Source organism: Corynebacterium sp. HMSC29G08, assembly GCF_001806875.1.
Classification (GTDB): domain Bacteria; phylum Actinomycetota; class Actinomycetes; order Mycobacteriales; family Mycobacteriaceae; genus Corynebacterium.
The window spans coordinates 42,575-63,981 of the sequence record NZ_KV786260.1 but is presented as its reverse complement, the minus strand read 5'-3'; the positions used below and the strand labels follow the sequence as shown (position 1 = coordinate 63,981).

The window sequence follows — 21,407 nt, the reverse complement described above, 5'->3', positions numbered from 1 at the left end:
CCAGGCTTGAGCCGAGCCGCCCGGGGCGTTGGGGGGGGAAGTTGTCGAAAAGCGTTATCTGCTAGGAGTTAGACAATCCTTCCTAGCAGATAACGCTTTTTCGCCTTCTGGAAGCGAGTGGCCACCTGCGGAAATGCCCGGCCCAAAACTTTATCTGCTAGTAGGTAAGGGGATCCTTCCTAGCAGACATTGCAAATGAGGCTGGCTTGCGTGGGTTAGGATTCGCGCATGCGCTCTCACAGGATCTTTACGCTCATCACTGCCGCTGGGCTGACTGCCGGCCTGGTGGCATGCACGCCTACAGCAGTGCGGGAGATCGCGGAGCCGACCCCGCTGTTCACCTCGGTGGAAGCTGCGCCTAGGGAAACGCCGACATCCCCGCCGGTGTGCGACAACGCGCTGCTTCCCACCAACTCGGTGGGCATGCAGCACAAGTTCTTCGACTGCGAGGGTGGCTTCGCGTATGCGGGTGTGCCGTCGTCAGATGAGTTCAGCTTCCTGCAGTGGGATGGCAGCCAGTGGGGGCCTTTGCTTGCCGACGGCCACGTCACCGACACCAAATGGGGCGAAGCCCCCTGCTGGGACACTGCACACATGCGCGACATTGGGGTGCCGGAGACCATTTTGGTGAAGATGCGCAAGTGCCCAACGGGTAAGACCGGGTTTGATGAGTATGTTGAGACGGCGCCGAAGGGGGACCCGTCGAGCCCGTACATCACGGTGGTCAATCTTGGTGAGGCCGGTGAGGCCGCCAGCTACCCCGCCTGCGATGGCCGCAACATTCTGATCTTGGATTCGGTGATTGATAATGAGCCGGATACCGCACACAAGATTGCAAGGCAGGTGTTGGCGGCGCACCCGTCGGGTAGGAGTGTGAAGTTTACGGTGCCGGGGCGGTGTGCGTCGTTACGCGGGCAGCTCGAAGGTGATGACATTTACCCGGTGTATCTGGATTTTTTGTCCGATGTTGATGGGATGTGTCGGGCGAAGGCGCAGTACGGTGGTAATGGTCGCGTGCTGGTTGACCGTGCTGAGTATTTTGATCCCTGCTAGGGATGAACCGTGAGGATTGGATGATGGCCCACTACAACCTGTATGACTCGCTTCGCCTTGATCGGGCGAAGGACGCGGCCGCGTTGGCCCAGGAGATTGACCAGCGGATTCAGGCTGGCAGCACGCGGAACCCGGGCGGGTTGGAGGAACTGCAGGTGGCGCGTGCGGTGCTGGGGGATCCTTATCGACGTTCAGCCTACGACCAACGCTTGAACGACCCGAATGCGCCGGCGATGACGCCGGATTCTTTGCGTCAGTTGGCCCACACGAATTTGGGCGGGGGCAATGCTTCGGGCATGACTTCGGGCAATGCTTCGGGCATGGATGCAGGCATGACCGCGGAGAAACCTGCGGAGGCTGCGCCGTTGACGGGTCGGCCGTATCAGTATGGGCCGAGTAGGCAGACGTCGTCGCTCCCGCAGCAGCACCACTCAACCGAGCCGATTCCGAAAGTGGAGGAAGGCCAAGAGTCTGACAAAAAGAAGCGCACGGTGTGGCCGATCGCTGCCGCGGCGGTGGCGCTAGTGGCACTTGTGGGTGGCGGGCTGTGGTGGTTCGCTGGCCAAGGCACAGGTCCAAACGCTACGCAGGGCACGGCCTGGGAGCAGCCGTATGCGATGGTGGCGGAGGATTTTCCGAACATCATCGCTGCCAACGATGGCGGCCGCGGCATCGACGGGTTGCCGTGCACCGCGCGTGAATACGGCAATGATGAGACGGCGAAGATCCGCTGTGTCGATGACAAGGTTGGCATCACCGTAATCCAGTACGACACGGAAGCAGCCCGCGAGGCAGCCATCCCGCCTAGCGAGTCAGTAGAGCACTACGGCAACGAGGTTTGCGAGTTCACTTCCGCGAAAATCCCCGGCCAGGACACCGAGACGTACTACATGGCGCCGAACAGCCACTGGAGCAACTACCTGATCCTGGTCAACGGCGATAGTGCGGCGAACCTGCGCATGCGCCTGCCCATCTGCTAGCGGCCGAGAGAAACTATGGTTACTTTGCGCGGCATCAGTGTTTGTCCGGGGTTTGTAACGGCGCCGGTTGTGGGGGTGGGGCGTCCGGTGGGCGTCGATAAGCAAGAGGCTCCCTCGACGGATCCGACAGCCGACGGCCAGCAGATCCGCGAAACGCTGGATGCGGTTGCTGCGTCGGTGAGGGCTGCGGGCGATGGGCCGCACAAGAGCATGCTCGAGGCCACGGCTTCTTTGGCTACTGATCGGGCGCTGATCAAGGCGATTGACAAGGAGCTGGCGCGCGGCGCGGGGCGAACTACCGCGGTGGCCAATGCCGTGGAGGTGTATGCGGAAAAGCTGCGTAATCTGGGCGGGTACTTCGCGGAGCGGGTGGTGGATCTCTATGACATTCGAGATCGCGCGATCGCGCGGCTGCGCGGCCTGCCGGAGCCGGGGGTGCCGCAGCTTGAGCGCCCGAGCATCATTGTGGCGCACGATTTGGCGCCGGCGCAGACAGCCTCGCTGGATCCGGCGCTGGTCGCGGGCATTGTCACGGAGGCGGGTGGGCCGACATCGCATACGGCGATCCTCGCGGCGCAGCTCGGGATTCCTGCGGTGGTGCAGGTCAGGGGCATTTTGCTTAGCGACGCCCACCGCATCTCCCTCCACGCCACCACCGGTGAAGTGCACGTCAACCCCACGCCCGAGGAGGTGGCTGGCTTGGAGTTGGCCGTGCGAGAGGCTGGCGCAGGCGCTGGTACTGGCGCTGGTGCTGGCGCTGTGGCTGAAGCTGGCGCTGGGGCAGGCGCTGGCGCTGGCCGGACCAGCGACGGCTACCCGGTGAAACTGCTGGCCAACATCGGCAGTGCCGCCGAGATGGACGCCTTGGCTGCGGAAAGTTTGGCTGCGGAGGGCGTTGGTTTGTTCCGGACGGAGTTTCTGTTCTTGGACCGTGATGACGCGCCGGGGGTCAAGGAGCAGACAGATCAGTATGTTTTAGCGCTGCGGGCAGCGGCCGGACGCAGGGTGGTGGTGCGCACGCTGGACGCGGGGGCGGATAAACCGCTGCGATTCGTGCCTGCACAGGAGGAGGAAAACCCGGCGCTGGGACTGCGGGGGATCCGCATGTTGCAGCGGTACCCAGAGCTGTTGGAGACGCAGCTTGAAGCGCTTGCGAACGCCGCCGGGCAGGTCCCGGACTCGGAGCTGTGGGTGATGGCGCCGATGGTGGTGTCGGCAGATGAGGCGCGCTGGTTCGCGCGGCGCGCCCGTGCTCACGGGCTGAAAAACGTGGGCGTGATGATTGAAACCCCGGCGGCCGCGATCATGGCGCAAGAGATCCTGGAGGAGGTGGATTTCGCCTCCATTGGCACGAATGACCTGGCGCAATACGTGATGGCAGCCGACAGGATGCACGGGGATTTAGGTGCGTTGCAGGACCCGTGGCAGCCGGCGGTGCTGGGGATGGTTCGGATGGTGGCACAGGTGGGCGTCGTGAAGGGTAAGCCCATCGGGGTGTGTGGTGAGGCCGCGGGCGATCCGAGGCTGGCGCAGGTGTTGGTAGGGATGGGGGTTAGCTCGCTGTCCATGGCCGCCGTGAAGATTCCGGCGGTGCAGGCTGCGCTGGGTAGCAGCAGCTTGGAGGAGTGCCGGCAGGCAGCGCAGGAGTATGCCCGCTAGGGACGGCGTTGAATAAAAACCTGCCGCATACTTTCAGAACGAACAAAACGGTCTAGGGTTGCCTTCTAGAAACTGAACCAAGCTGTTCATTATGAAAGGATTGACCATGTCAGAAGCCGCGCTTCCCATCATCTCCTACGCAAAGCTTGCGGCCGGAGATGTAGAAGAAATAGATCGACTACGCCAAGTTACTCACAAGATCGGGTTTTTCTACCTCACGGACCACGGTGTGGACGAGAAGCTTCGCAACACCGTAATTGCCAAGTCCAAAGAATTCTTCGCACTGCCACTGGAGCAGAAGAACGAGATTTCCAACCTGAACAACCGCCACTACCGCGGCTACTCCAGCCTCGGCGATGAGCGCACGCAAAACAAGGTGGACTGGCGCGAGCAACTGGATTACTCCTTCGACCTGCCCGCGCACGACGAGGCTGAGTACGCACAGCGCCCGTGGCGCGTGGTTGAGGGGCCGAACCCGTGGCCAGCCCAGGTGCCGGAGCTGAAGGACGCTGTCAACGGGTACATCCAGCACCTCACGGGGATCTCACAAAACATTATCCGCGCGTGGTCGAAAGCGCTTGGCCAGGACGAAGGCGTGTTTGATGAGCAGTTTGCACACCCGTTCCCGCTGCTGAAACTGGTGCGTTACCCCGCGGTTGAGCATAACGAGGCCACCCAGGGCGTTGGCGCCCATAAGGATTCGGGAGTGATCACGCTGCTCTACATTGAGCCAGATTCTTCTGGGCTTCAGGTGGAGACGGACAACGGTTGGATCGATGTCCAGCCCATTGTAAACACGTACGTGGTCAATATTGGTGAGCTGCTGGAAAGCGCCACCGATGGCTACCTCGTGGCCACGCGCCACCGCGTGCTGCCTACGGCGAAGGGTTCGGAGCGTTACTCCTTCCCGTTTTTCCTCACCCCGAATCTGGATACGACGCTGCCCACGCTTGAGCTGCCGGAGGCCTACCGTGCGGAGTCGCGGGGTGTTGGCCAGGACATGCAGGGGCAGCAGATTTATGGAAACTCGGGTCTCAACACCCTGAAGTCCCGCATTCGTGCGCACCCCGAGACCACAGCGAAATTCAACCAATCTATTGCTGATCAATTCCAGGAGCTGTAAATGAGCCTTCTTGCTTTTCGACGCCCCATCGCAACCGCCCTCGCCACCACCGCCATTATCTTCACCACCGCCGCCTGCGGGTCTTCGCCCTCTGCCTCAACCGATGCAACTGGTGACAGTGCGCCCGTTGATGCAGCTGCCCCGCTGACGATTCTTGCCTCCCCTGTGCCGCACCTGGAGATTCTGGAACACCTGGACGAGATCAATGACTCGTTCACGTTGGACATAAAAACCGTCACGGATGTGTCGGCGGCGAATATGGCCGTCGCTGATGGTTCGGTGGATGCGAACTTCTTCCAGCATGTGCCGTACCTGCGTGACTGGGAGGCCCAGACCGGCAAGCAGCTGGTCAATTTGGCCAGTGTGCACTTGGAGCCGACGTCGATGTACTCGGAGAAGATCACCTCTGCGGACCAGATTCCGGACGGCGCGGACATTGTGGTGCCGTCGAGCCCGTCCAACCTCGCCCGTGGTCTGCTGCTGTTGGAAAAGAATGGGCTGATTACGTTGGATGCGGATTTGGATCCGGAGGCGGTGACGTCGATAGACCTGCTGTCCATTAAAGACAACCCGCGCAACTTGAATATCGTGCCGGTGGAGGATCTGATGGTGCTGCAGTCGATTCGTGACAACAACGTCTACGGCGTCATCGCGGCGTCCTCCCTTGCCCTAGAATCCGGCTATGACCCGGTGGATGACGCGGTGCTGTCCGAGTCCCCCGAAAACAACCCGTACGTCAACGTGTTTGTTGCAAGCCAGGAATCCGCCGTCGATCCGCGCGTCAAGGACGTGGCCGAAGCGCTGCAGTCGAATCAGGCTGCCGAGTGGATTCGTGAGGAGTACGGCAATGCTGTTTTGCCGGTGAACTAGCCGTTCGCTACTGGCGAACATTGCCCCCTACCTGCAGATATGCCCCACACTGACCGAAATGCAGGGAAGAAGTGTGGGGCTTCGGCGTTATGGTGTGAGAACGACTATTTAGGGAATCTGTTTTGAGAAGGGGTAGCCCACATGTTTGAACGGTTTACGGATCGCGCCCGTCGCGTCATCGTTCTTGCCCAGGAGGAGGCGCGCGCGCTGAATCACAATTACATGGGCACCGAACACATCCTGCTTGGCCTGATTAAGGAGGGCGAGGGTGTTGCCGCCAAGGCTTTAGAGTCCATGGGCATCAATCTTGATGACGTACGCAATGAGGTCATCGAGATCATCGGCCACGGCACCCAGCCGGTTACCGGCCACATCCCGTTTACCCCGCGTGCCAAGAAGGTCCTGGAGCTCTCCCTGCGCGAGGGTCTGCAGATGGGGCACAAGTACATCGGTACTGAGTTCCTGCTGCTCGGCCTGATCCGTGAGGGCGAAGGCGTAGCAGCGCAGGTACTGATCAAGCTGGGCGCAGACCTGCCGCGTGTGCGCCAGCAGGTTATCCAGCTTTTGAGTGGCTACGAGGGCGGCGAGGCGCAGAACCCGGAGGCTCCGACCTCAGCGCCGGGATCCCCAGCCGCTGCCGGCCCGGGCCCGCGTGGGCAGGGCGAGCGCTCTAACTCGCTGGTGCTTGACCAGTTCGGCCGCAACCTCACCGCAGCTGCTAAGGAAGGCAAGCTGGACCCGGTGGTAGGCCGTGACAAGGAAATTGAGCGCATCATGCAGGTGCTCTCCCGCCGCACGAAGAACAACCCGGTACTTATTGGTGAGCCGGGCGTGGGTAAGACCGCCGTCGTGGAGGGTCTGGCGCTCGACATTGCTAACGGCAAGGTCCCGGAGACGCTGCGTGACAAGCAGGTGTACTCCCTGGACTTAGGCTCGCTGGTTGCGGGCTCACGCTACCGCGGTGACTTCGAGGAACGCCTGAAGAAGGTGCTCAAGGAGATCAACCAGCGCGGCGACATCATCCTGTTTATTGATGAGATCCACACGCTGGTTGGTGCGGGTGCGGCGGAAGGTGCGATCGACGCGGCGTCGTTACTCAAGCCCAAGCTTGCCCGCGGTGAGCTGCAGACCATCGGTGCCACCACCCTGGATGAGTACCGCAAGCACATTGAGAAGGACGCGGCGCTGGAACGTCGCTTCCAGCCGGTGCAGGTAGATGAGCCGAGTGTGGAAGACACCATCACGATTCTTAAAGGCCTGCGCGACCGCTACGAGGCACACCACCGCGTCTCCTACACCGACGATGCGCTGAAGGCCGCAGCCAACCTGGCGGACCGCTACATCAATGACCGCTTCCTGCCGGATAAGGCCGTGGACCTGCTGGATGAGGCAGGTGCACGCATGCGCATTAAGCGCATGACGGCGCCGGAGGGCCTGCGCGAGGTGGATGAGCGCATCGCAGAGGTCCGCCGCGAGAAGGAAGCGGCGATTGACGCCCAGGACTTTGAGAAGGCCGCTGGCCTGCGCGACACCGAACGCAAGCTCGGTGAGGAGCGCACGGAGAAGGAAAAGAAGTGGCGCTCCGATGACCTTGAGGACATCGCCGAGGTTGGTGAGGACCAGATTGCAGAGGTCCTGGCCAACTGGACCGGCATCCCGGTGTTCAAGCTGACCGAGTCCGAGTCCTCACGTCTGCTCAACATGGAAGGCGAGCTGCACAAGCGCATCATCGGCCAGGACGAAGCGGTGCGCGCCGTGTCTCGTTCCATCCGCCGTACCCGTGCTGGCCTGAAGGATCCGAAGCGCCCAAGCGGTTCGTTCATCTTCGCCGGACCGTCCGGTGTGGGTAAGACGGAGCTGTCGAAGGCGCTGGCTGAGTTCCTCTTTGGTGATGAGGATTCGCTGGTGCAGGTGGACATGGGTGAGTTCCATGACCGCTTCACCGCTTCGCGCCTGTTCGGTGCGCCTCCGGGGTACGTGGGCTACGAAGAGGGCGGCCAGCTCACCGAGAAGGTGCGCCGCAAGCCGTTCTCGGTCGTGCTTTTCGACGAAATCGAGAAAGCCCACAAGGAGATCTACAACACCCTGCTCCAGGTGCTGGAAGAGGGCCACGTCACCGACGGCCAAGGCCGCATGGTGGACTTCAAAAACACCGTGCTGATCTTTACCTCCAACTTGGGTACTGGTGACATCTCGAAGGCTGTCGGCCTGGGCTTTTCCGGCAGCACCGCCACCGATGCGGATGCGCAGTACGAGCGCATGAAGAACAAGGTGCATGATGAGCTGAAGAAGCACTTCCGCCCCGAGTTCCTCAACCGTATTGATGAGATTGTGGTCTTCCGCCAGCTCACCCAGGAAGAGATTGTGCAGATGGTTGATCTGCTCATCGGCCGAGTGGACAAGAACCTGGCTGCTCAGGACATGGGCATCGAGCTTACGGACGCTGCGAAGAACCTCCTGGCCAAGCGTGGCTTCGACCCGGTGCTGGGTGCGCGCCCGTTGCGTCGCACCATCCAGCGCGAGGTGGAGGACGTCCTGTCGGAGAAGATCCTCTTCGGCGAGATCGGTGCTGGCGAGATCATTACTGTCGACGTCGACGGCGACATCGAAGCCGACGAGAAGGGCGCAAAGCTGACGTTTACCCCGCGTCCGCGTCCGCTGCCGGCTGAGACTTTCGACGAGGCTGACATCGAGCTGGAAAGCGAAGTCCGCGAGATCGACCCGTCCCGCGTTGAGCCGGCAAGCCCGGCCTCAGAGTTCCCGGACGAGGCTGACACTGTGGACACTGGTGCTGATCAGGAGTCGGCAGGCACTGTCCTGGACCGGGACCTGGAGCGGGACCTGAACACGGACGACGCTGCTGACTCCGACAACAACACCGGCAACGGTGACGACCGCGACAACGGCAACGGCACCGGCACCGACAACAGTGAGGGCGAGGACGGCGAGGCCGGCCCGAGCGGCCGCGGCCCGATGGAACCGGCCTAAGCGCCAGCCGGCCTAAACGCTAAAGCTGCGGCACCATCCCCAGCCACTCGCTGGGGATAAGTCCCAGGTTGTAGGCGGCCCAGCCGCCCAACCCGACAATCCCCGCCACCGCCGCGAGCACGCCTAAGGCAACGGCGGTTTTCTCCACGGAATTCAACTCACCGTCAAGCTCTACCGGGGTGTCCTCACCGGGGCAAACCTGCGTAAATTCTTTGCCCGCCATGCGATCGTCTAGCCAGGCGATCGCATGTTTCGTTTGCAGCAGCACCGGCACCGCATGCCCGCTGCCGGGAAAACGCTTCGCGGGGTACGACGAGCCGCCACTGGAAGCGGTGAACAGCGGCGCTGACGCGGTACCCGGTACCAGTACCTTGCGGTACTCAACCGGCGCACCAATCGAGCAGTAATCACGCGCAAGCTGCGTGGCCTGCGGTTCTGGCACCAAATCATCATCCGGGTTCGTCAGCACCATAATCGGCGCGGACGTGGTTGCATGGCCAAGCGCGTTGCGGGCCAACACGGAAGAGATACGTTCGTCTGAACGCGCCAGCTGCGCTAGCGACATCCCAGTTTTGGTGTACGCCTCAAACGGTTTCGGGGCAATCTTCGGTCCGTCGAGCACGCACGCGGTGCGCAGCTGCTCAAGCATTGCCAAGCCCTCATCATTCATCACCTCTTCGATGGCTTTTTTGAACTCGGGGTTCGAATCGGAAAAACCGATCACGCCGAAACCGGCGACGGTGGTGAGCAACGCACCACTTGGCTGGTCCAACACGCGCAGCGGGTCGGCCGGGGGAGCGCCCGCAAACGTGCCCACCACGTTCAGCTCCGGCGCGTAATCCGCAACAAGCTCGGCTGCCGCAGCGGCCGCGCCGCCGCCCTGGGAGTAGCCCCAAAACGCGACTTTTTCGTTTTCGTGGGCGGTGTGGCGTGCGGCGTCGATAAGCGCATGGCCCTGATCAATCCTGTTGAGATACGTGTGTGTCCGGACGGTGCCGCGCTCACCCAAGCCCATGTAATCCGTGACAACCACCCGGTAGCCGGCGTCATTGAGCATGCGCACCACCGGCGCCTCATAGTTCACATTCACCGAGCTGCCACTGAGTGAAGACACACCATTTTTCGGCGAGCTCGGCGCGCAATGCACCCCCATGCCGCGTGTACCCGGCGCCAGCGCCACCAACCCCTTGGCGTTATCCACATCAAACAAGGCACCACTGACCCGCACAGCCTCCCCCCGCTCATCTACCGAGTCGTACACAATACGCTCACCAGTGCGCTGCTTGCCGACGCTCGACAACACCCCCGCCATCGACGAACCAAAATCAGCGCCCGATGACAGGGAATCAGCACTCAAATCTGGAGTAGTGGAAGCATCTGAAGCAGAAGCATCAGGAGCGCAGAACAAAGGGACTGTGACGGCAGCTGCGAGCGCCAAGGGGAGGAAACGAGATATAGACAAAGTGTAAGCTTTCACGCATGGGCCTTCAGTATCGGAAGAAACACAAAGTGGGCAAAAACGTCTGGATCAACCAGACAGGCACCGGCGCCTCAGTATCCACCAAGGTTGGGCCGGTGACGTTTAACTCGCGCGGCGGCGTGTGGGTCAAATTGCCCGGCGGCATGACCTACCGCGGCCGCTGGAAGTAAAACCTCTTACATTCGGGACAGCACTTCAACATACGGCGCCGGGTCTCCGACGTTGTCCCACTCAGCAAACTTTTTGAGGTGAGACACGGCGAAGTCCATCAGATGGCTGGCACCAGCGTCCCTTGAACGCTGCCACATGGTCTCAAGCACCAACGCCGCATCCTTATCACGCCCCGCGTTACCAAGCGCAATGGCGTACTCGCCCATAAGCAGCACACTTTGGTCAGTCTCACCGTCCTGGCTGAACACCGAGCGCGCCCACACACTGAAATCGATCGCCTCTTCGTGGCGATCCTGCCAACTCAACCCGCGGATCAGCAAAACTGCAACATTTGCAAGCGTGTCCATCATGTCTGGCGCATCCTCATCCTCTTCAAGGACCTGGATGAGCAAACGCTGAACACGCTCCCGCGCCTGCGGCCATGACTGGCCAAAAAACGGATCCTTCAACAGCGTGATGAACCGAGCAATTGCTTTGGCGCCTTCAAGCTGCGCCCACGGCTCAGCACCGAGATTGGGGTCATCGATAATCTCAGTCAGCTCATTATGTAAGACGCCGGCGCGTTCAAACTCCATGTAGTCCATCAGCAAGTTGGAGGCGGAAGCAAGGTTAGCCAAAAAATTGGTCATATCCCCGCGCTGCAGGCACATTCGCGCAGCCTCGACCAGTTCCTTTGAGCCTCCCACAGGGTTGCCCAGGCGCGTGAGGCGAATCCCCTTCAAAGCTCGGTTGGTGATGAGGTCAGCTTCAGCATCTTCTGAAAGCTCAGGGTCGATAGCAAGTGCCTCCTGAGTGACACTGATGAAGGCTAGGACGTCCATGCCGCGATTCGCCGCAAGAGCTTGCTGCTTTAAGTACTCCGACACTTGCACAGTGATTGCGCCAGTGCGCACCAGCCCACCAACGAAATCGAAAACGGTATGCGCTTCCGGGGAAGAAAGATGACCGTCGCGCTTCCACAGGTCCTCCAACACGCCAACTGCAAACGCCGCAGCCTGTTGTGGAATGACGTGCGCAGCCGCAGGCAACGCTGCAATCGCCACTGAGCCAAGATGGAGACCCTCAAAACCAACGTGGCTCAATATGAAGACTTCAGTGACCTGACGGACAAAAGGGTCAAGTTCCCGGCTGCTGACCCACTGGCTCAGCTCTTGCATGATGTCGTGAAGCTGTCCCAAGCTGTCCACCGGAAACTGCTTCCAGAGATGTCCTACATGCGGATCATCCAGGACACGTTGCGGGATCATATCGAAGTTAAATGAAGCCCTGTTGCCCAGCAGTGCCTCAGTAAACGCAACCAGCTCAGGGTGAAGTTCAGTGCCCACAGCGTAGTAGTGCAGCGAGCGGTCGGCCATGGTTTGAGCTAAGGCTGCGACAGTGAGTGCGTACACTTCCGGGTCAAGTTGCGGCACAGAGAAACGCTGCTCAAAACGCCGCAACGCCACCTCCGACCCGGTGGTTTCCTTCGTCTTGAGCGCCTCCGCACGTGCAGCGCGTTCGAAACCCTCCGCTAGATCAGCTACCAGTGGGGATGCCGAAATTCCCAGCTCCATCTGCCAACGCGGCGAGCTATAGCGTATCGACGCCCGGTCGCCGTAGCCATTTTCCGTAGCAAAGCGGAAGAAGCGGTACAAAGCCTCAACTGCGTTTTCCGTCTGTGCAATGAATGGTTCCGTGAAATGCACAAGATTAAACGCCTCCTGGACAAGCCCGCCGAGCAGAAGAAACGTCGCCGCCTGAATTGTCGCCTCGGCTTTTTCTGGGGATGCGAAGCAGCCTTTCAACACGAACAGGCTGCGGTCTACCGAGGTTTCAAGCGGGATGTGTTCCGCCAAGGGCAGCAAGGATTCAGCCACCATCACAAGCGGCTGCGTGTCATGTGCAATTCCGGAGCGAAGCATCTGATCGACCGTGGTGTTGCATTCCTCCAGCATGTCTTGCTGCAGGTAGGCCATCGCCGCCATGTCATAGCGCTCTAACCAATCATCCGCGCTGATCTGCTGGTTCTCATACGCCTCTACAGGAGGCAGGTAGCCGCGCAAAAGCGGAATCACTTTTTCGCCTTCGCCCAGGTTTGTGTAGGCAATGATTTGAAGGTGGCGAAGACCCTCCGGGTCATGGAAAACCCGCGGAGCAAGAAACATCAGCCGTTCGACTGCTTCGCGGCCGGACTTCTGCGTGAGCCACCAGATGAGGTACTCCGCTATGGTTTCAAACCAGCTACCCTCCTGCTCAAAAGGGTGCGCCGCATAGGTTTGCGGGTTTGACTCATGTATGGACAAAAGCGCCTCAAACTCGTCCAGTGCCGCAACTGGGTCGAGGGAGGTGCGGGGGTAGATGGCGTGCAGGCGCATTGCGTATGCCAAGGGGTCAGCCGGGTCGAGCTGATCAAGCAGCCCTTCAACTCCGACGAGGAAATCCACCTTTGGCATACCATCGTAGAGCTGTTGAACGAGGGTGTCCCATTGCTTCTCAATAGCCGCATTATCTGAAGATGACATAAGAGGGAGTGTAGAGAGGTCTTGGGAAAAAGGTGGCGTGTAGGGGGTCTTTGATCGTAACCTTCAGGGGTGGGTCGTAGGCTCAGCATCTACCCAAAGATTCTCCGTCGCTGCGCCCACGCTATATATCCACGGAAATCCACAGATATCCACCGAGCCCCGCTGCCACGACAAGCATCAAGCTCAGTGCGGCAAATGGAAGTAGCCGCGTTCGTTTTGGACGGCAAGGCCGTCTTCAAGCAGGGAGTACAACGCTCGCGAACGTTGCGCATCGTCGGGCCACACCACGTCGATGTCGGATTGGGGGACAGGGTCGGGGGCCTGGCGAAGCACGCGCATGATTTTGCCGCGCACCTGTCTGTCGGTGCCGGCGAATTTCTGCGAGGGAGCTTTCACAAACGCTTTGGGGCAGCCGCGCTCGCGCCACAGACACGAGCTGACCGGACACACCTGGCACAGCGGTTTGGTTTTGCAGACCAGCGCGCCGAGCTCAATGAGCCCCTCGGAGAACACCGGACCTTGCTCAGCGGGCAGCAGCTCAGCAAGGTCGGCGATTTCTGATTTGCGGGGCTTTTGGTTTTCCTCACCAAGCACCACACGGGCATGGACGCGGCGCACGTTGGTGTCCACCACCGCTACGTTCTGCCCGTAGGCAAAAGCGGCGACGGCCCGCGCGGTGTACTCACCAATCCCTGGAAGGGCCAGTAGCTTATCGACGTCACGTGGAACCAGCCCACCGTAATCGTCCACAAGAACCTGCGCACACTCCTTCAACCGCAGCGCACGGCGGGGATAACCCAGCGACCCCCAGGCGCGTAGGACGTCGGCGGTGCTGGCGGCGGCAAACGCTTCGGGGGTGGGCCAGCGCTGCATCCAGTCGACCCAGATGGGTGCCACGCGTTCAACTTGGGTTTGGTGGCTCATCACTTCACTGACCAACACGCCCCACGGGGTGGTCGCTTCATTACGCCACGGCAGGTCGCGGGCATTGTTGGAATACCAGTGGATGATTTCGTCTTGCAGGCTCACAATGAGTGCAACAATAGTGGCTATGGAACATTCTTCCCCACGTCAGGTTTGGAACAGCCTTTTGGAAGGCAACGAGCGCTTCGCTTCAGAGCAGGCAACGACACCGCATAGGGATCCGCGGCGCCGCGCAGAGATCATCGAAGGCCAAAACCCGGTCGCTGCGATCGTGGCGTGCAGTGACTCCCGCGTGCCGGTAGAGCTGCTGTTTGATGCCGGTTTCGGAGACCTGTTTGTCATCCGTACCGCAGGAGGCTGCGTGGACGCGGCAGTTTCGGCGAGTGTGGAGTACGCCGTTGAGGGCCTTGGCGTCCCACTGGTTGTAGCGCTAACGCACGAGTCTTGTGGCGCTATCGGTGCAGCAATTGGTTCGGTGGAGGACCCGGAACACGCCCCACACGGCTTGACCCGCGTGTTTACGGAAAAGATCGCACCGTCCGTGTTGGCTGCGCGTGCGGCGGGCGAGAACTCCCGTGAGAAGATCGAAGAGACCCACGCAAAGATCACGGCGCAGCACCTGGTGGAGCGCATCCCCTCCATTAACAAAGAGGGCACGGGTGTGGTGGCTGCACGCTACCTCCTTGACTGCGGCCGCGTCGAGACCGTCTGGGAGCATTTCGCGAACTAGAGTGAGGGCATGACAAACCAGCGCCCGCTCCCAGATGAGATCTATGTGCGCCGCAGGGTCGGTGCGCTTGTCATTCTTTTGGTCCTTGTTGCCCTGGTGATCTGGGGTTTAAGTGCGGTAGCGAAGTCCGGAAATAGGTCCGGCGACGGCTCCGACGCTGCGGTGTCCACCACTGACTCCACCCCGAGTGTCACACCTGTGACCGAGCCGACGGTACCTGCCCCGGAGGATGCCGAATCCACCACCAAATCCACCACCGGGGCCACGACTGCGGCAACCAAGGAAGAGACGGAGGGGGAGGGCGAGGAGGCGTCGGCAAGCGACGAGCCCATCGCGAAAGGCTCCTGCGAGCTGTCTGACCTGCGCATCACCGCACTGACGGAGTTCCCATCGTTTAAGGTGGGCGATTCGCCGAAGATCTTCATGGAGGTGGAAAACCCCACCGATACCGACTGTGTGCTCGACCTTAACGACGGCGACATGCGCTTCGAAGTCTACGACATGGCCACCAACGCCCGAGTGTGGAGTGATACGGACTGCTACGCCTCTATCGTGGTTGGCCAGGAGACCTTCCCAGCAGGCGAGAAACGCCCGTACCAGGCAGTGTGGTCCGGCACCGCATCCGCGCCGGGTGTGTGCACTGACCGCAAGACCGTGCCGACGGGCTCTTACTACCTGCACGCGGTGATCGGTGACAACGCTTCGGACGCCGCACCGTTCAACTTCACGGCTTAGCCGCTCACCTCCAACCTGCGCTAGCTAATCCGGCGCAGGCCTTCTGCGATGTGGCGCGCCCACAGGCCGGAAACGTGGTTGGCGCTGGCGAGCTCCTCGGGCGTGGCGTTGACAATCGCGGGCAGCTCGCCGAAGGCCGAAACGATGTGATCCATGAGGAACTTCTGCACACGCGGTACGCGCGAAAGCGCGCGGTAGCCGCGCGGCACCACTGATTGCATGAGGTTTTCCTCGGAAGCCGGAAGCCCAAGTTGGCGCGCGAGTGCAGAGCTGTGCAAAAGCTCAGCGTCCGGAAGCGCTTCGAGTGCGCGCACGGCGTGGGCGACCTGCTCATCGGCTGGCACCGTGTCGGCGGCGATGTAGTCGCGCACCAGCATCTCAATGTCGGTGGCGTTGGAGCCTTCCAATTCAGTCAGTTGCAGGATCAGCTGGCGGGCGTCTGAACCAAGCTCCACAATCGTCAGGTCTAGGTCCATGGCGGCGCGCTCAAGCATCATTTGGCGCTGCAGCGTGCCCACCACATCACCTACGGTGGCGTAGCCGTTCATCTCTGCGACGAACAGGCGCTGGTTTGCCATGTCCAAGCGTTGACGGTAGCGCTCAATGGTGGAAAGCGCCTGGTTTGCGCGTGCAATCAGCACGGCGGATTCTTCCAAGCGGTGGCGGGTGCCGTCGTGGTACAACGTCACCGTGTTCATGGATGCGGACACACTGACCACCGGAACGCCGGTCTGCAGGGCGGTGCGTTCGGCGGCGCGGTGGCGGGTGCCGGATTCAACCGTCAAATACTCCGGCGAGGGCACAAGTTGGACGTTTGCACGCGTGATTCGTGAGCCGTCGGCAGAAAGGATTACCGCGCCGTCCATTTTGGAAAGCTCGCGTAACAAGGTGGGGGAGAAGGGGGCGTCGAAGGTTACGCCGCCGTCGCAAATCTTGGTTACCTCTGGGGGATCTCCCAGCACAATCAGCCCTCCGCTGCGGCCGCGTTGGATGCGCTCCAAGCCGTCGCGAAGCGGAGTGCCGGGGGAGAGCTTGGCCAAGATTTCACGCAGTGTCACGCAAGCAACCCTATCGCCTCGGCCACCGTGGATACTTGCTGGACGCGCATACCCTTCACGCTGATCTTCTCGCCGGCGGGCACGATCGCACGCGTGTAGCCCAGGCGCGCGGCCTCCTGCAGGCGACGGGCAAGGTTAGGCACCCGGCGCAACTCGCCTGCAAGGCCAACTTCGCCCACCACCACCGTCTTTTCCGGCAGTGGTTGTTCGTGCAGCGAGGACCATGTGGCCAGCGCCACCGCCAGGTCCGTGGCCGTTTCCGTAATGCGCACGCCACCCACAGTGGCTACGTAGGCGTCCTTATCGTTGGTGCGCTCCCCGCAGCGAGCCTGCAGCACCGCAAGCACCATGGGCACGCGGTTGCCGTCTAGGCCCGTGACCACGCGGCGTGGCGACTTATTTACCGGGTCTACCGTCAGCGCCTGCACCTCAGCCAGCATGGGGCGCACACCATCCATGGCTACGGTTACCGCCGAGCCGTCCGGGGTTTGGCCGCGGTGGCTCAAAAATAGCCCCGATGGATCCGACACTTCACGGATACCGTCCGCGGTCTGCTCGAAACAGCCAACCTCATCGGTGGCGCCGAACCGGTTCTTCAGCCCGCGGAGCATGCGCAGGCTGGACTGTCGGTCGCCTTCAAAGTTCAGCACCACATCCACGAGGTGCTCAAGCACCCGGGGGCCGGCTACGTTGCCGTCTTTGGTCACATGCCCCACCAGTAGCACTGGCAGGTTTGTGGTTTTGGCCAGCGTGGTCAGGGCGGCGGTCACGGCGCGCGATTGCGCCACACCGCCGGCTACTCCTTCCACTCCGGAGGCGTGGATGGTCTGTACCGAATCCACAATCAGCAGACTGGGTTTGACCTCTTTGACGTGCCCAAACACTGTATCTAGGTTGGATTCTGCGGCTAGAAACAGTGTGTCCTGCAGTGCGCCTGTGCGCCCTGCTCGCCCGCGCACCTGTCCGGCAGATTCCTCGGCGGTGACATAAAGAGCCTTTTTGCCTATCGACGCCCACCTTGACGCCACCTCCAACAACAACGTGGATTTACCCACGCCAGGCTCACCGGCAAGCAAAATAACGGAGCCGGGGACCACGCCGTTGCCAAGTACGCGGTCAAGTTCGCCGATACCGGAAGGCACAGCATGGGCGGCGTCGGCCGCAACTTTGGTGATTGGGCGTGCCGGGGTGGCAGGAGTCAGTGCTCCTGCGGTCACGCTGACGTTTCCCCCGATGCCGCTTTTTGCGGCACCACCAGTGCTGACAAGAGTTTCTTCTTGCAGCGTCCCCCAAGATCCACATTCGGGGCACCTCCCCAACCATTTGGGGGAGGAATACCCGCATTCAGAGCAGGTGTGGATTACCCGCGCCTTTTTGGCCAAGTGTTTCTACTTTGCCTTTGCGTGCTTACTTGGTAACGTCGCGGTCTTCTTGGCCGGAAACCACGTTTGGTGCGGACACGGTTGCGTCCACCTCAACGGTCGAATTGTCAAAGGTGAAGGAAACCGGGACGTTGCCTGCGAATGCGAAGTCCTTGTTTACAACAGTGTTGGGCACGTACTGGATGCAGGGATCATCAGACTGCGGGATGCGGTTCAGGCCCTCAGCGGAGTCAGATACCAGGGTGCAGTTGTAGGTCACCGGCTTGGACACGCCCAGGTTGACCGGGGTACCTGCAACGCTGACGGACTGCAGGGTGTGGTCCTTCATAGAGGTGTCCTGGTTGGTTGCCACAAACTTCAGTGCAGCATGGCCGTCCTCGGTGAGAACCAGGGTGACATCCTGGACGGACACTGCGCCGTCTTCGGTGAATGCGGTGGCGCCATCAACAGCAGCGACCTGGTCTGCGGTCTGGGTGATCTGACCTGCAGAGCAGCCAGCCAGGACCAAAGCGCAAGCGATTGCAGCAACCGGCTTCAGGGACTTCACGGGGAGTGCCTCCATAATCTTTTTGGATATTCTTTCGCGCAAGGCAATAACCAAGGCAATGACAATGGGAATAACTCTAGTCTCCGCTGCCAGTTATTTCTAACTTTCCCAGTGGTAGTCTTGTGGGGCAATTGAGCCACTAAGGAGTGACGTATGGAGTTCAAGGTCGGGGAAGTCGTGGTGTACCCGCACCACGGTGCCGCAAAGATCGCAGATATTGAACAGCGTGAGATTGGCGGGGAAACCCTCGACTACCTGGTGTTGCAGATTCTTCAGTCCGATCTTGAGGTCCGTGTGCCGATCAAGAACGCTGAGCTTGTCGGCGTGCGCGACGTGGTCAATGAAGTGGGTTTGCAGCGTGTGTTCTCGGTGCTGCGTGAAACCGACGTTGAGGAAGCTGGCAACTGGTCTCGCCGCTACAAGGCAAACCAGGAGCGTTTGGCGTCAGGTGACATCAACAAGGTTGCTGAGGTGGTGCGTGACCTGTGGCGTCGCGACCAGGGTAAGGGTTTGTCTGCGGGCGAGAAGCGCATGTTGGGCAAGGCCCGCCAGATTCTGGTGGGTGAGCTCGCGCTGGCTGAGCCGGTGGATGAGAAGAAGGTCGAGGAGATGGAGTCCGGCATTGCCAAGATCATCGAGGAGCAGGTAAAAGCCGGTATTAGCGAGGATCCGAATGTAGTGGACGATGAGGATCTGGATCTGGATGACCTAAGCTTCGACGATGAGGATGAGGATTAAGCCCTCCGTTATCGCTATTGTGGCGGCGGCGGGCTTGGGCACTCGTCTGGGTGCTGCGCTGCCGAAGGCTTTTGTGGAGCTTCGCGGCCGCAGTTTGCTTGAGCGTTCTGTGAGTGCGATGGCGCAATCGGGGGTAGTTGACGCTATTTACGTTGTGGTGTCCCCCGAGATGGAGCCGCTCGCTGCACGTTTGCTGCAGGGCCATGATGTGACGTTTATCCACGGTGGGGCCGAGCGCGCCGACTCTGTGTGGAATGCGTTGCAGAGCATTCAGCTTGACGACGCAACGGTGCTCATCCACGACGCCGCCCGCGCCCTTACCCCGTCTGCCATGATCGCGCGCGTTGCCGCCGCTGTTGAAGACGGCGCTCAAGCGGTGATTCCGGTTGTGCCGGTGGCTGACACCATCAAGGTGGTGGACAACGGATTCGTGGAGTCTACGCCCGATCGTTCTCGCCTGCGTGCGGTGCAAACGCCGCAGGGTTTTGACCTGCGTACACTTCGTGAGGCGAACAGGGCTTACTTCGCGGCTTCGGCGTCCGGTGATGGCGTGGATTTTGTGCCTACCGACGACGCGAGCCTCATGGAATGGTTCGATATTCCCGTGTTCACGGTGCAGGGCGACCCGATGGCCTTCAAGATCACCACTCCGATCGACCTTGTGTTGGCACAGCGCATTACCGACGAGGCGCAACCTGCCGTTCTGGGCGCGCCCGACAATCCGGGCGCTTAAAACCCCCATCCTTACTTAGACTGCCTGTATTCCTTGTTGGTTCCATAAATTTTGGAAATGTGGGAAATCTCAAAAACCCTTGTAGAAGGGCACTTTTGATCAATATCTTTGGGGGCATGAACTTCAAAAATGTGATCGCGGCCTTATCGGGGGGCGCAATAGAAATGTTGGAAGGGTTTGACCGCGAAGCCGCGTTGGACGCCGGGATGTCGCAGACAACTGCGAATAACTGGAAGCTCGTGCACGAGGCGTATTACGGTCCGACGACGTCGCCGTCGAAGCAACGACAGGCGCGGGAAAAAGCTCGGGCGGAGGGGGTGAGCCTTGACAAACTTGTGCATATTGAGAAAAAGCTCAAGCAGATTAAGAACAACCGGACGCGCAACAAGCTCCGGCTGACTATGCTTTCCGTGCGCGGCACGTACACGGCGCTTCTCGCGCTGGTCAGGAAGATTCTGCCGAGTGCGGACAAGGCGCCGGAGAAGAAGATGACTATTTCGGCGTCGCGTTATGGTCGGCGTCGGGTGATGTTTTGGGCGGATGAGCGCGATGTCGCCGACTTGGAGCATGCGTTGCTGCAGAGGGTGGACCCAGACTTACCTCTTGCGGAGCAATTGCTTGAACATTTCCTTGCGCTCATACGCAGTGGCGGGGGAGTGCCGCACGCCGTTCCGCGGCCGCAGCTGCTTATCCCGTTGCCAGAGTGGGTGCGCATTATCCGCGGCGAGGGCGATGATGTCGTGCTTGGTCTTACTGACGGTACCACCATCACCGGCGCCGAGTTCCTCACTGCCCACACCGCCAATCCGGACAACGAATTGGAAGCGGTGGTCTTCCACCCCACGGAAGGCGCGGTGAACCAGTACCGTCTGGGTCGCTTCGCCAACGCGAAGCAGCGTGACATGTCGAGGGCTACGCAGCCGATCTGCACGAGCCCGGACTGTCGCCGTGGCGCGGACCAGTGCGAGATTCACCACATTGAAGCGTGGAAGAACGGTGGTGAGACCAATGTGAACAACCTGGCGCCGTTGTGCCGCTACCACAACCGCGTCAACGACGATGACGCGCACTTGGCTCGTCGCGGCCACGTCGAAATGCGTGGCGGGGCACCGGTGTGGGTCTCCCCACGTGGGTTCGCCCGGGCGAACAAGTTGCACCCCTTCGGCGGGATGCGATCCCTGTTCAACCACGACCCGGCGAAGGTGGTAGTTCACGCCAACTAGGATCGTGGGTCATGGAACTTACCCAGACCCCGAACCTGCTTTCCGTCCTCCGCGTTGGTACCGCCTTTGACGCCCATCAGATCCAGCCTGGCAAGGATTGCTGGATCGCTGGCATTCTTCACCCTGATCAGGATGGCTGTGAGGGCCATTCTGATGGAGACGTGGTCAGCCACGCCATCGTGGATGCTGTGCTTTCAGCCGCGGGGTTGGGTGATCTCGGTTCCTTTGTTGGTGTCGGCCGACCGGAGTATGACGGTGTGCGCGGTGTGCAGTTGTTGCAGGAGCTGAGGCAGCTTTGCGACGCTAAAGGCGTCACCATCATCAACGCCTCTGCCCAACTCATCGCGCAGACCCCCAAAATGGCGGCAGTGCGAGAGACATGCGAGCGGGTGTTGAGTGATGCGTTGGGCGCGCCGGTGTCTGTGTCTGCAACCACTACGGACCACATGGGTTTCACCGGGTCTGGTCAGGGGCGCGCTGCGATTGCGACGGCGCTGGTCAAAGTAGGGTAA

At 60.7% G+C, this 21,407-nt stretch carries 19 protein-coding genes; 13 read left to right on the top strand and 6 right to left on the bottom strand.

Annotated features, from left to right (window positions below; translation table 11 throughout):
• Positions 1–228: 228 nt before the first annotated feature.
• The 6 genes from HMPREF3101_RS08115 to HMPREF3101_RS08090 all read left to right on the top strand — a co-directional run bounded on the left by HMPREF3101_RS08115 (position 229) and on the right by HMPREF3101_RS08090 (position 8,673).
• The gene (locus HMPREF3101_RS08115; RefSeq protein ID WP_070464245.1) at positions 229–1,053 is read left to right on the top strand and encodes a hypothetical protein; all 825 of its coding nucleotides are present in this window, start codon (positions 229–231) and stop codon (positions 1,051–1,053) included.
• Between the two features lie 23 nt (positions 1,054–1,076).
• Positions 1,077–2,033: a hypothetical protein gene (locus HMPREF3101_RS08110; RefSeq protein WP_141737403.1), complete on the top strand. Its 957-nt coding sequence runs from the start codon at positions 1,077–1,079 to the stop codon at positions 2,031–2,033.
• A 15-nt stretch (positions 2,034–2,048) separates the two neighbouring features.
• The gene (gene ptsP / locus HMPREF3101_RS08105) at positions 2,049–3,692 is read left to right on the top strand and encodes a phosphoenolpyruvate--protein phosphotransferase (RefSeq protein WP_070464241.1); all 1,644 of its coding nucleotides are present in this window, start codon (positions 2,049–2,051) and stop codon (positions 3,690–3,692) included.
• A 106-nt stretch (positions 3,693–3,798) separates the two neighbouring features.
• On the top strand, positions 3,799–4,815 hold the full coding sequence (locus HMPREF3101_RS08100) for an isopenicillin N synthase family dioxygenase (RefSeq protein WP_070464239.1): 1,017 nt from the start codon (positions 3,799–3,801) through the stop codon (positions 4,813–4,815).
• A complete protein-coding gene (locus HMPREF3101_RS08095; RefSeq protein WP_083280167.1) occupies positions 4,816–5,685 on the top strand; it encodes a MetQ/NlpA family ABC transporter substrate-binding protein in 870 nt (289 codons plus the stop codon). It begins immediately after the preceding gene.
• A gap of 141 nt (positions 5,686–5,826) precedes the next feature.
• A complete protein-coding gene (locus tag HMPREF3101_RS08090) occupies positions 5,827–8,673 on the top strand; it encodes an ATP-dependent Clp protease ATP-binding subunit (protein ID WP_070464237.1) in 2,847 nt (948 codons plus the stop codon).
• Positions 8,674–8,692: 19 nt separating this feature from the next.
• On the opposite strand, the gene HMPREF3101_RS08085 is transcribed toward HMPREF3101_RS08090, so the two are convergent.
• On the bottom strand, positions 8,693–10,030 hold the full coding sequence (locus HMPREF3101_RS08085) for a lipase family protein (RefSeq protein WP_141737402.1): 1,338 nt from the start codon (positions 10,028–10,030) through the stop codon (positions 8,693–8,695).
• Positions 10,031–10,152: 122 nt separating this feature from the next.
• On the opposite strand from HMPREF3101_RS08085, the gene HMPREF3101_RS11780 reads away from it, so the two are divergent.
• A complete protein-coding gene (locus HMPREF3101_RS11780; RefSeq protein WP_083280166.1) occupies positions 10,153–10,323 on the top strand; it encodes a DUF4236 domain-containing protein in 171 nt (56 codons plus the stop codon).
• A gap of 6 nt (positions 10,324–10,329) precedes the next feature.
• On the opposite strand, the gene HMPREF3101_RS08080 is transcribed toward HMPREF3101_RS11780, so the two are convergent.
• Together HMPREF3101_RS08080 and HMPREF3101_RS08075 are read right to left on the bottom strand one after the other, a co-directional pair.
• Positions 10,330–12,825, bottom strand: a complete 2,496-nt coding sequence (locus tag HMPREF3101_RS08080; protein WP_141737401.1) for a hypothetical protein — start codon at positions 12,823–12,825, stop codon at positions 10,330–10,332.
• Positions 12,826–13,008: 183 nt separating this feature from the next.
• Positions 13,009–13,854, bottom strand: a complete 846-nt coding sequence (locus tag HMPREF3101_RS08075) for an HhH-GPD family protein (protein ID WP_070464232.1) — start codon at positions 13,852–13,854, stop codon at positions 13,009–13,011.
• A gap of 22 nt (positions 13,855–13,876) precedes the next feature.
• Between HMPREF3101_RS08075 and HMPREF3101_RS08070 the strand changes: the two genes are divergently transcribed.
• On the top strand, positions 13,877–14,479 hold the full coding sequence (locus HMPREF3101_RS08070; protein ID WP_070464263.1) for a carbonic anhydrase: 603 nt from the start codon (positions 13,877–13,879) through the stop codon (positions 14,477–14,479).
• A gap of 9 nt (positions 14,480–14,488) precedes the next feature.
• Positions 14,489–15,214, top strand: a complete 726-nt coding sequence (locus HMPREF3101_RS08065) for a hypothetical protein (RefSeq protein WP_070464230.1) — start codon at positions 14,489–14,491, stop codon at positions 15,212–15,214.
• Positions 15,215–15,234: 20 nt separating this feature from the next.
• Here HMPREF3101_RS08065 and disA read toward each other — a convergent pair whose 3' ends face one another.
• From disA to HMPREF3101_RS08050, 3 genes are read right to left on the bottom strand one after another with little or no spacing between them, the layout of a single operon-like run.
• Positions 15,235–16,272, bottom strand: a complete 1,038-nt coding sequence (gene disA, locus HMPREF3101_RS08060) for a DNA integrity scanning diadenylate cyclase DisA (RefSeq protein ID WP_168160175.1) — start codon at positions 16,270–16,272, stop codon at positions 15,235–15,237.
• The gene (gene radA, locus HMPREF3101_RS08055) at positions 16,269–17,654 is read right to left on the bottom strand and encodes a DNA repair protein RadA (protein ID WP_070464225.1); all 1,386 of its coding nucleotides are present in this window, start codon (positions 17,652–17,654) and stop codon (positions 16,269–16,271) included. Before radA ends, disA begins: the two co-directional genes overlap by 4 nt.
• Positions 17,655–17,679: 25 nt before the next feature.
• Positions 17,680–18,216: a hypothetical protein gene (locus HMPREF3101_RS08050; protein WP_070464224.1), complete on the bottom strand. Its 537-nt coding sequence runs from the start codon at positions 18,214–18,216 to the stop codon at positions 17,680–17,682.
• Positions 18,217–18,354: 138 nt separating this feature from the next.
• Between HMPREF3101_RS08050 and HMPREF3101_RS08045 the strand changes: the two genes are divergently transcribed.
• The 4 genes from HMPREF3101_RS08045 (at position 18,355) to ispF (ending at position 21,407) form a co-directional block, all read left to right on the top strand.
• On the top strand, positions 18,355–18,939 hold the full coding sequence (locus tag HMPREF3101_RS08045) for a CarD family transcriptional regulator (protein WP_070464222.1): 585 nt from the start codon (positions 18,355–18,357) through the stop codon (positions 18,937–18,939).
• Positions 18,929–19,672, top strand: coding sequence for a 2-C-methyl-D-erythritol 4-phosphate cytidylyltransferase (gene ispD / locus HMPREF3101_RS08040; protein ID WP_070464220.1), 744 nt, complete (start codon positions 18,929–18,931; stop codon positions 19,670–19,672). The genes HMPREF3101_RS08045 and ispD overlap by 11 nt, the downstream gene beginning before the upstream one ends.
• Before the next feature lie 116 nt (positions 19,673–19,788).
• Positions 19,789–20,895, top strand: coding sequence for an HNH endonuclease signature motif containing protein (locus HMPREF3101_RS08035; RefSeq protein WP_083280169.1), 1,107 nt, complete (start codon positions 19,789–19,791; stop codon positions 20,893–20,895).
• Between the two features lie 11 nt (positions 20,896–20,906).
• Positions 20,907–21,407 carry a 2-C-methyl-D-erythritol 2,4-cyclodiphosphate synthase gene (ispF, locus tag HMPREF3101_RS08030; protein ID WP_070464217.1) on the top strand — a complete coding sequence of 167 codons (501 nt, stop codon included), beginning with the start codon at positions 20,907–20,909 and terminating at the stop codon, positions 21,405–21,407.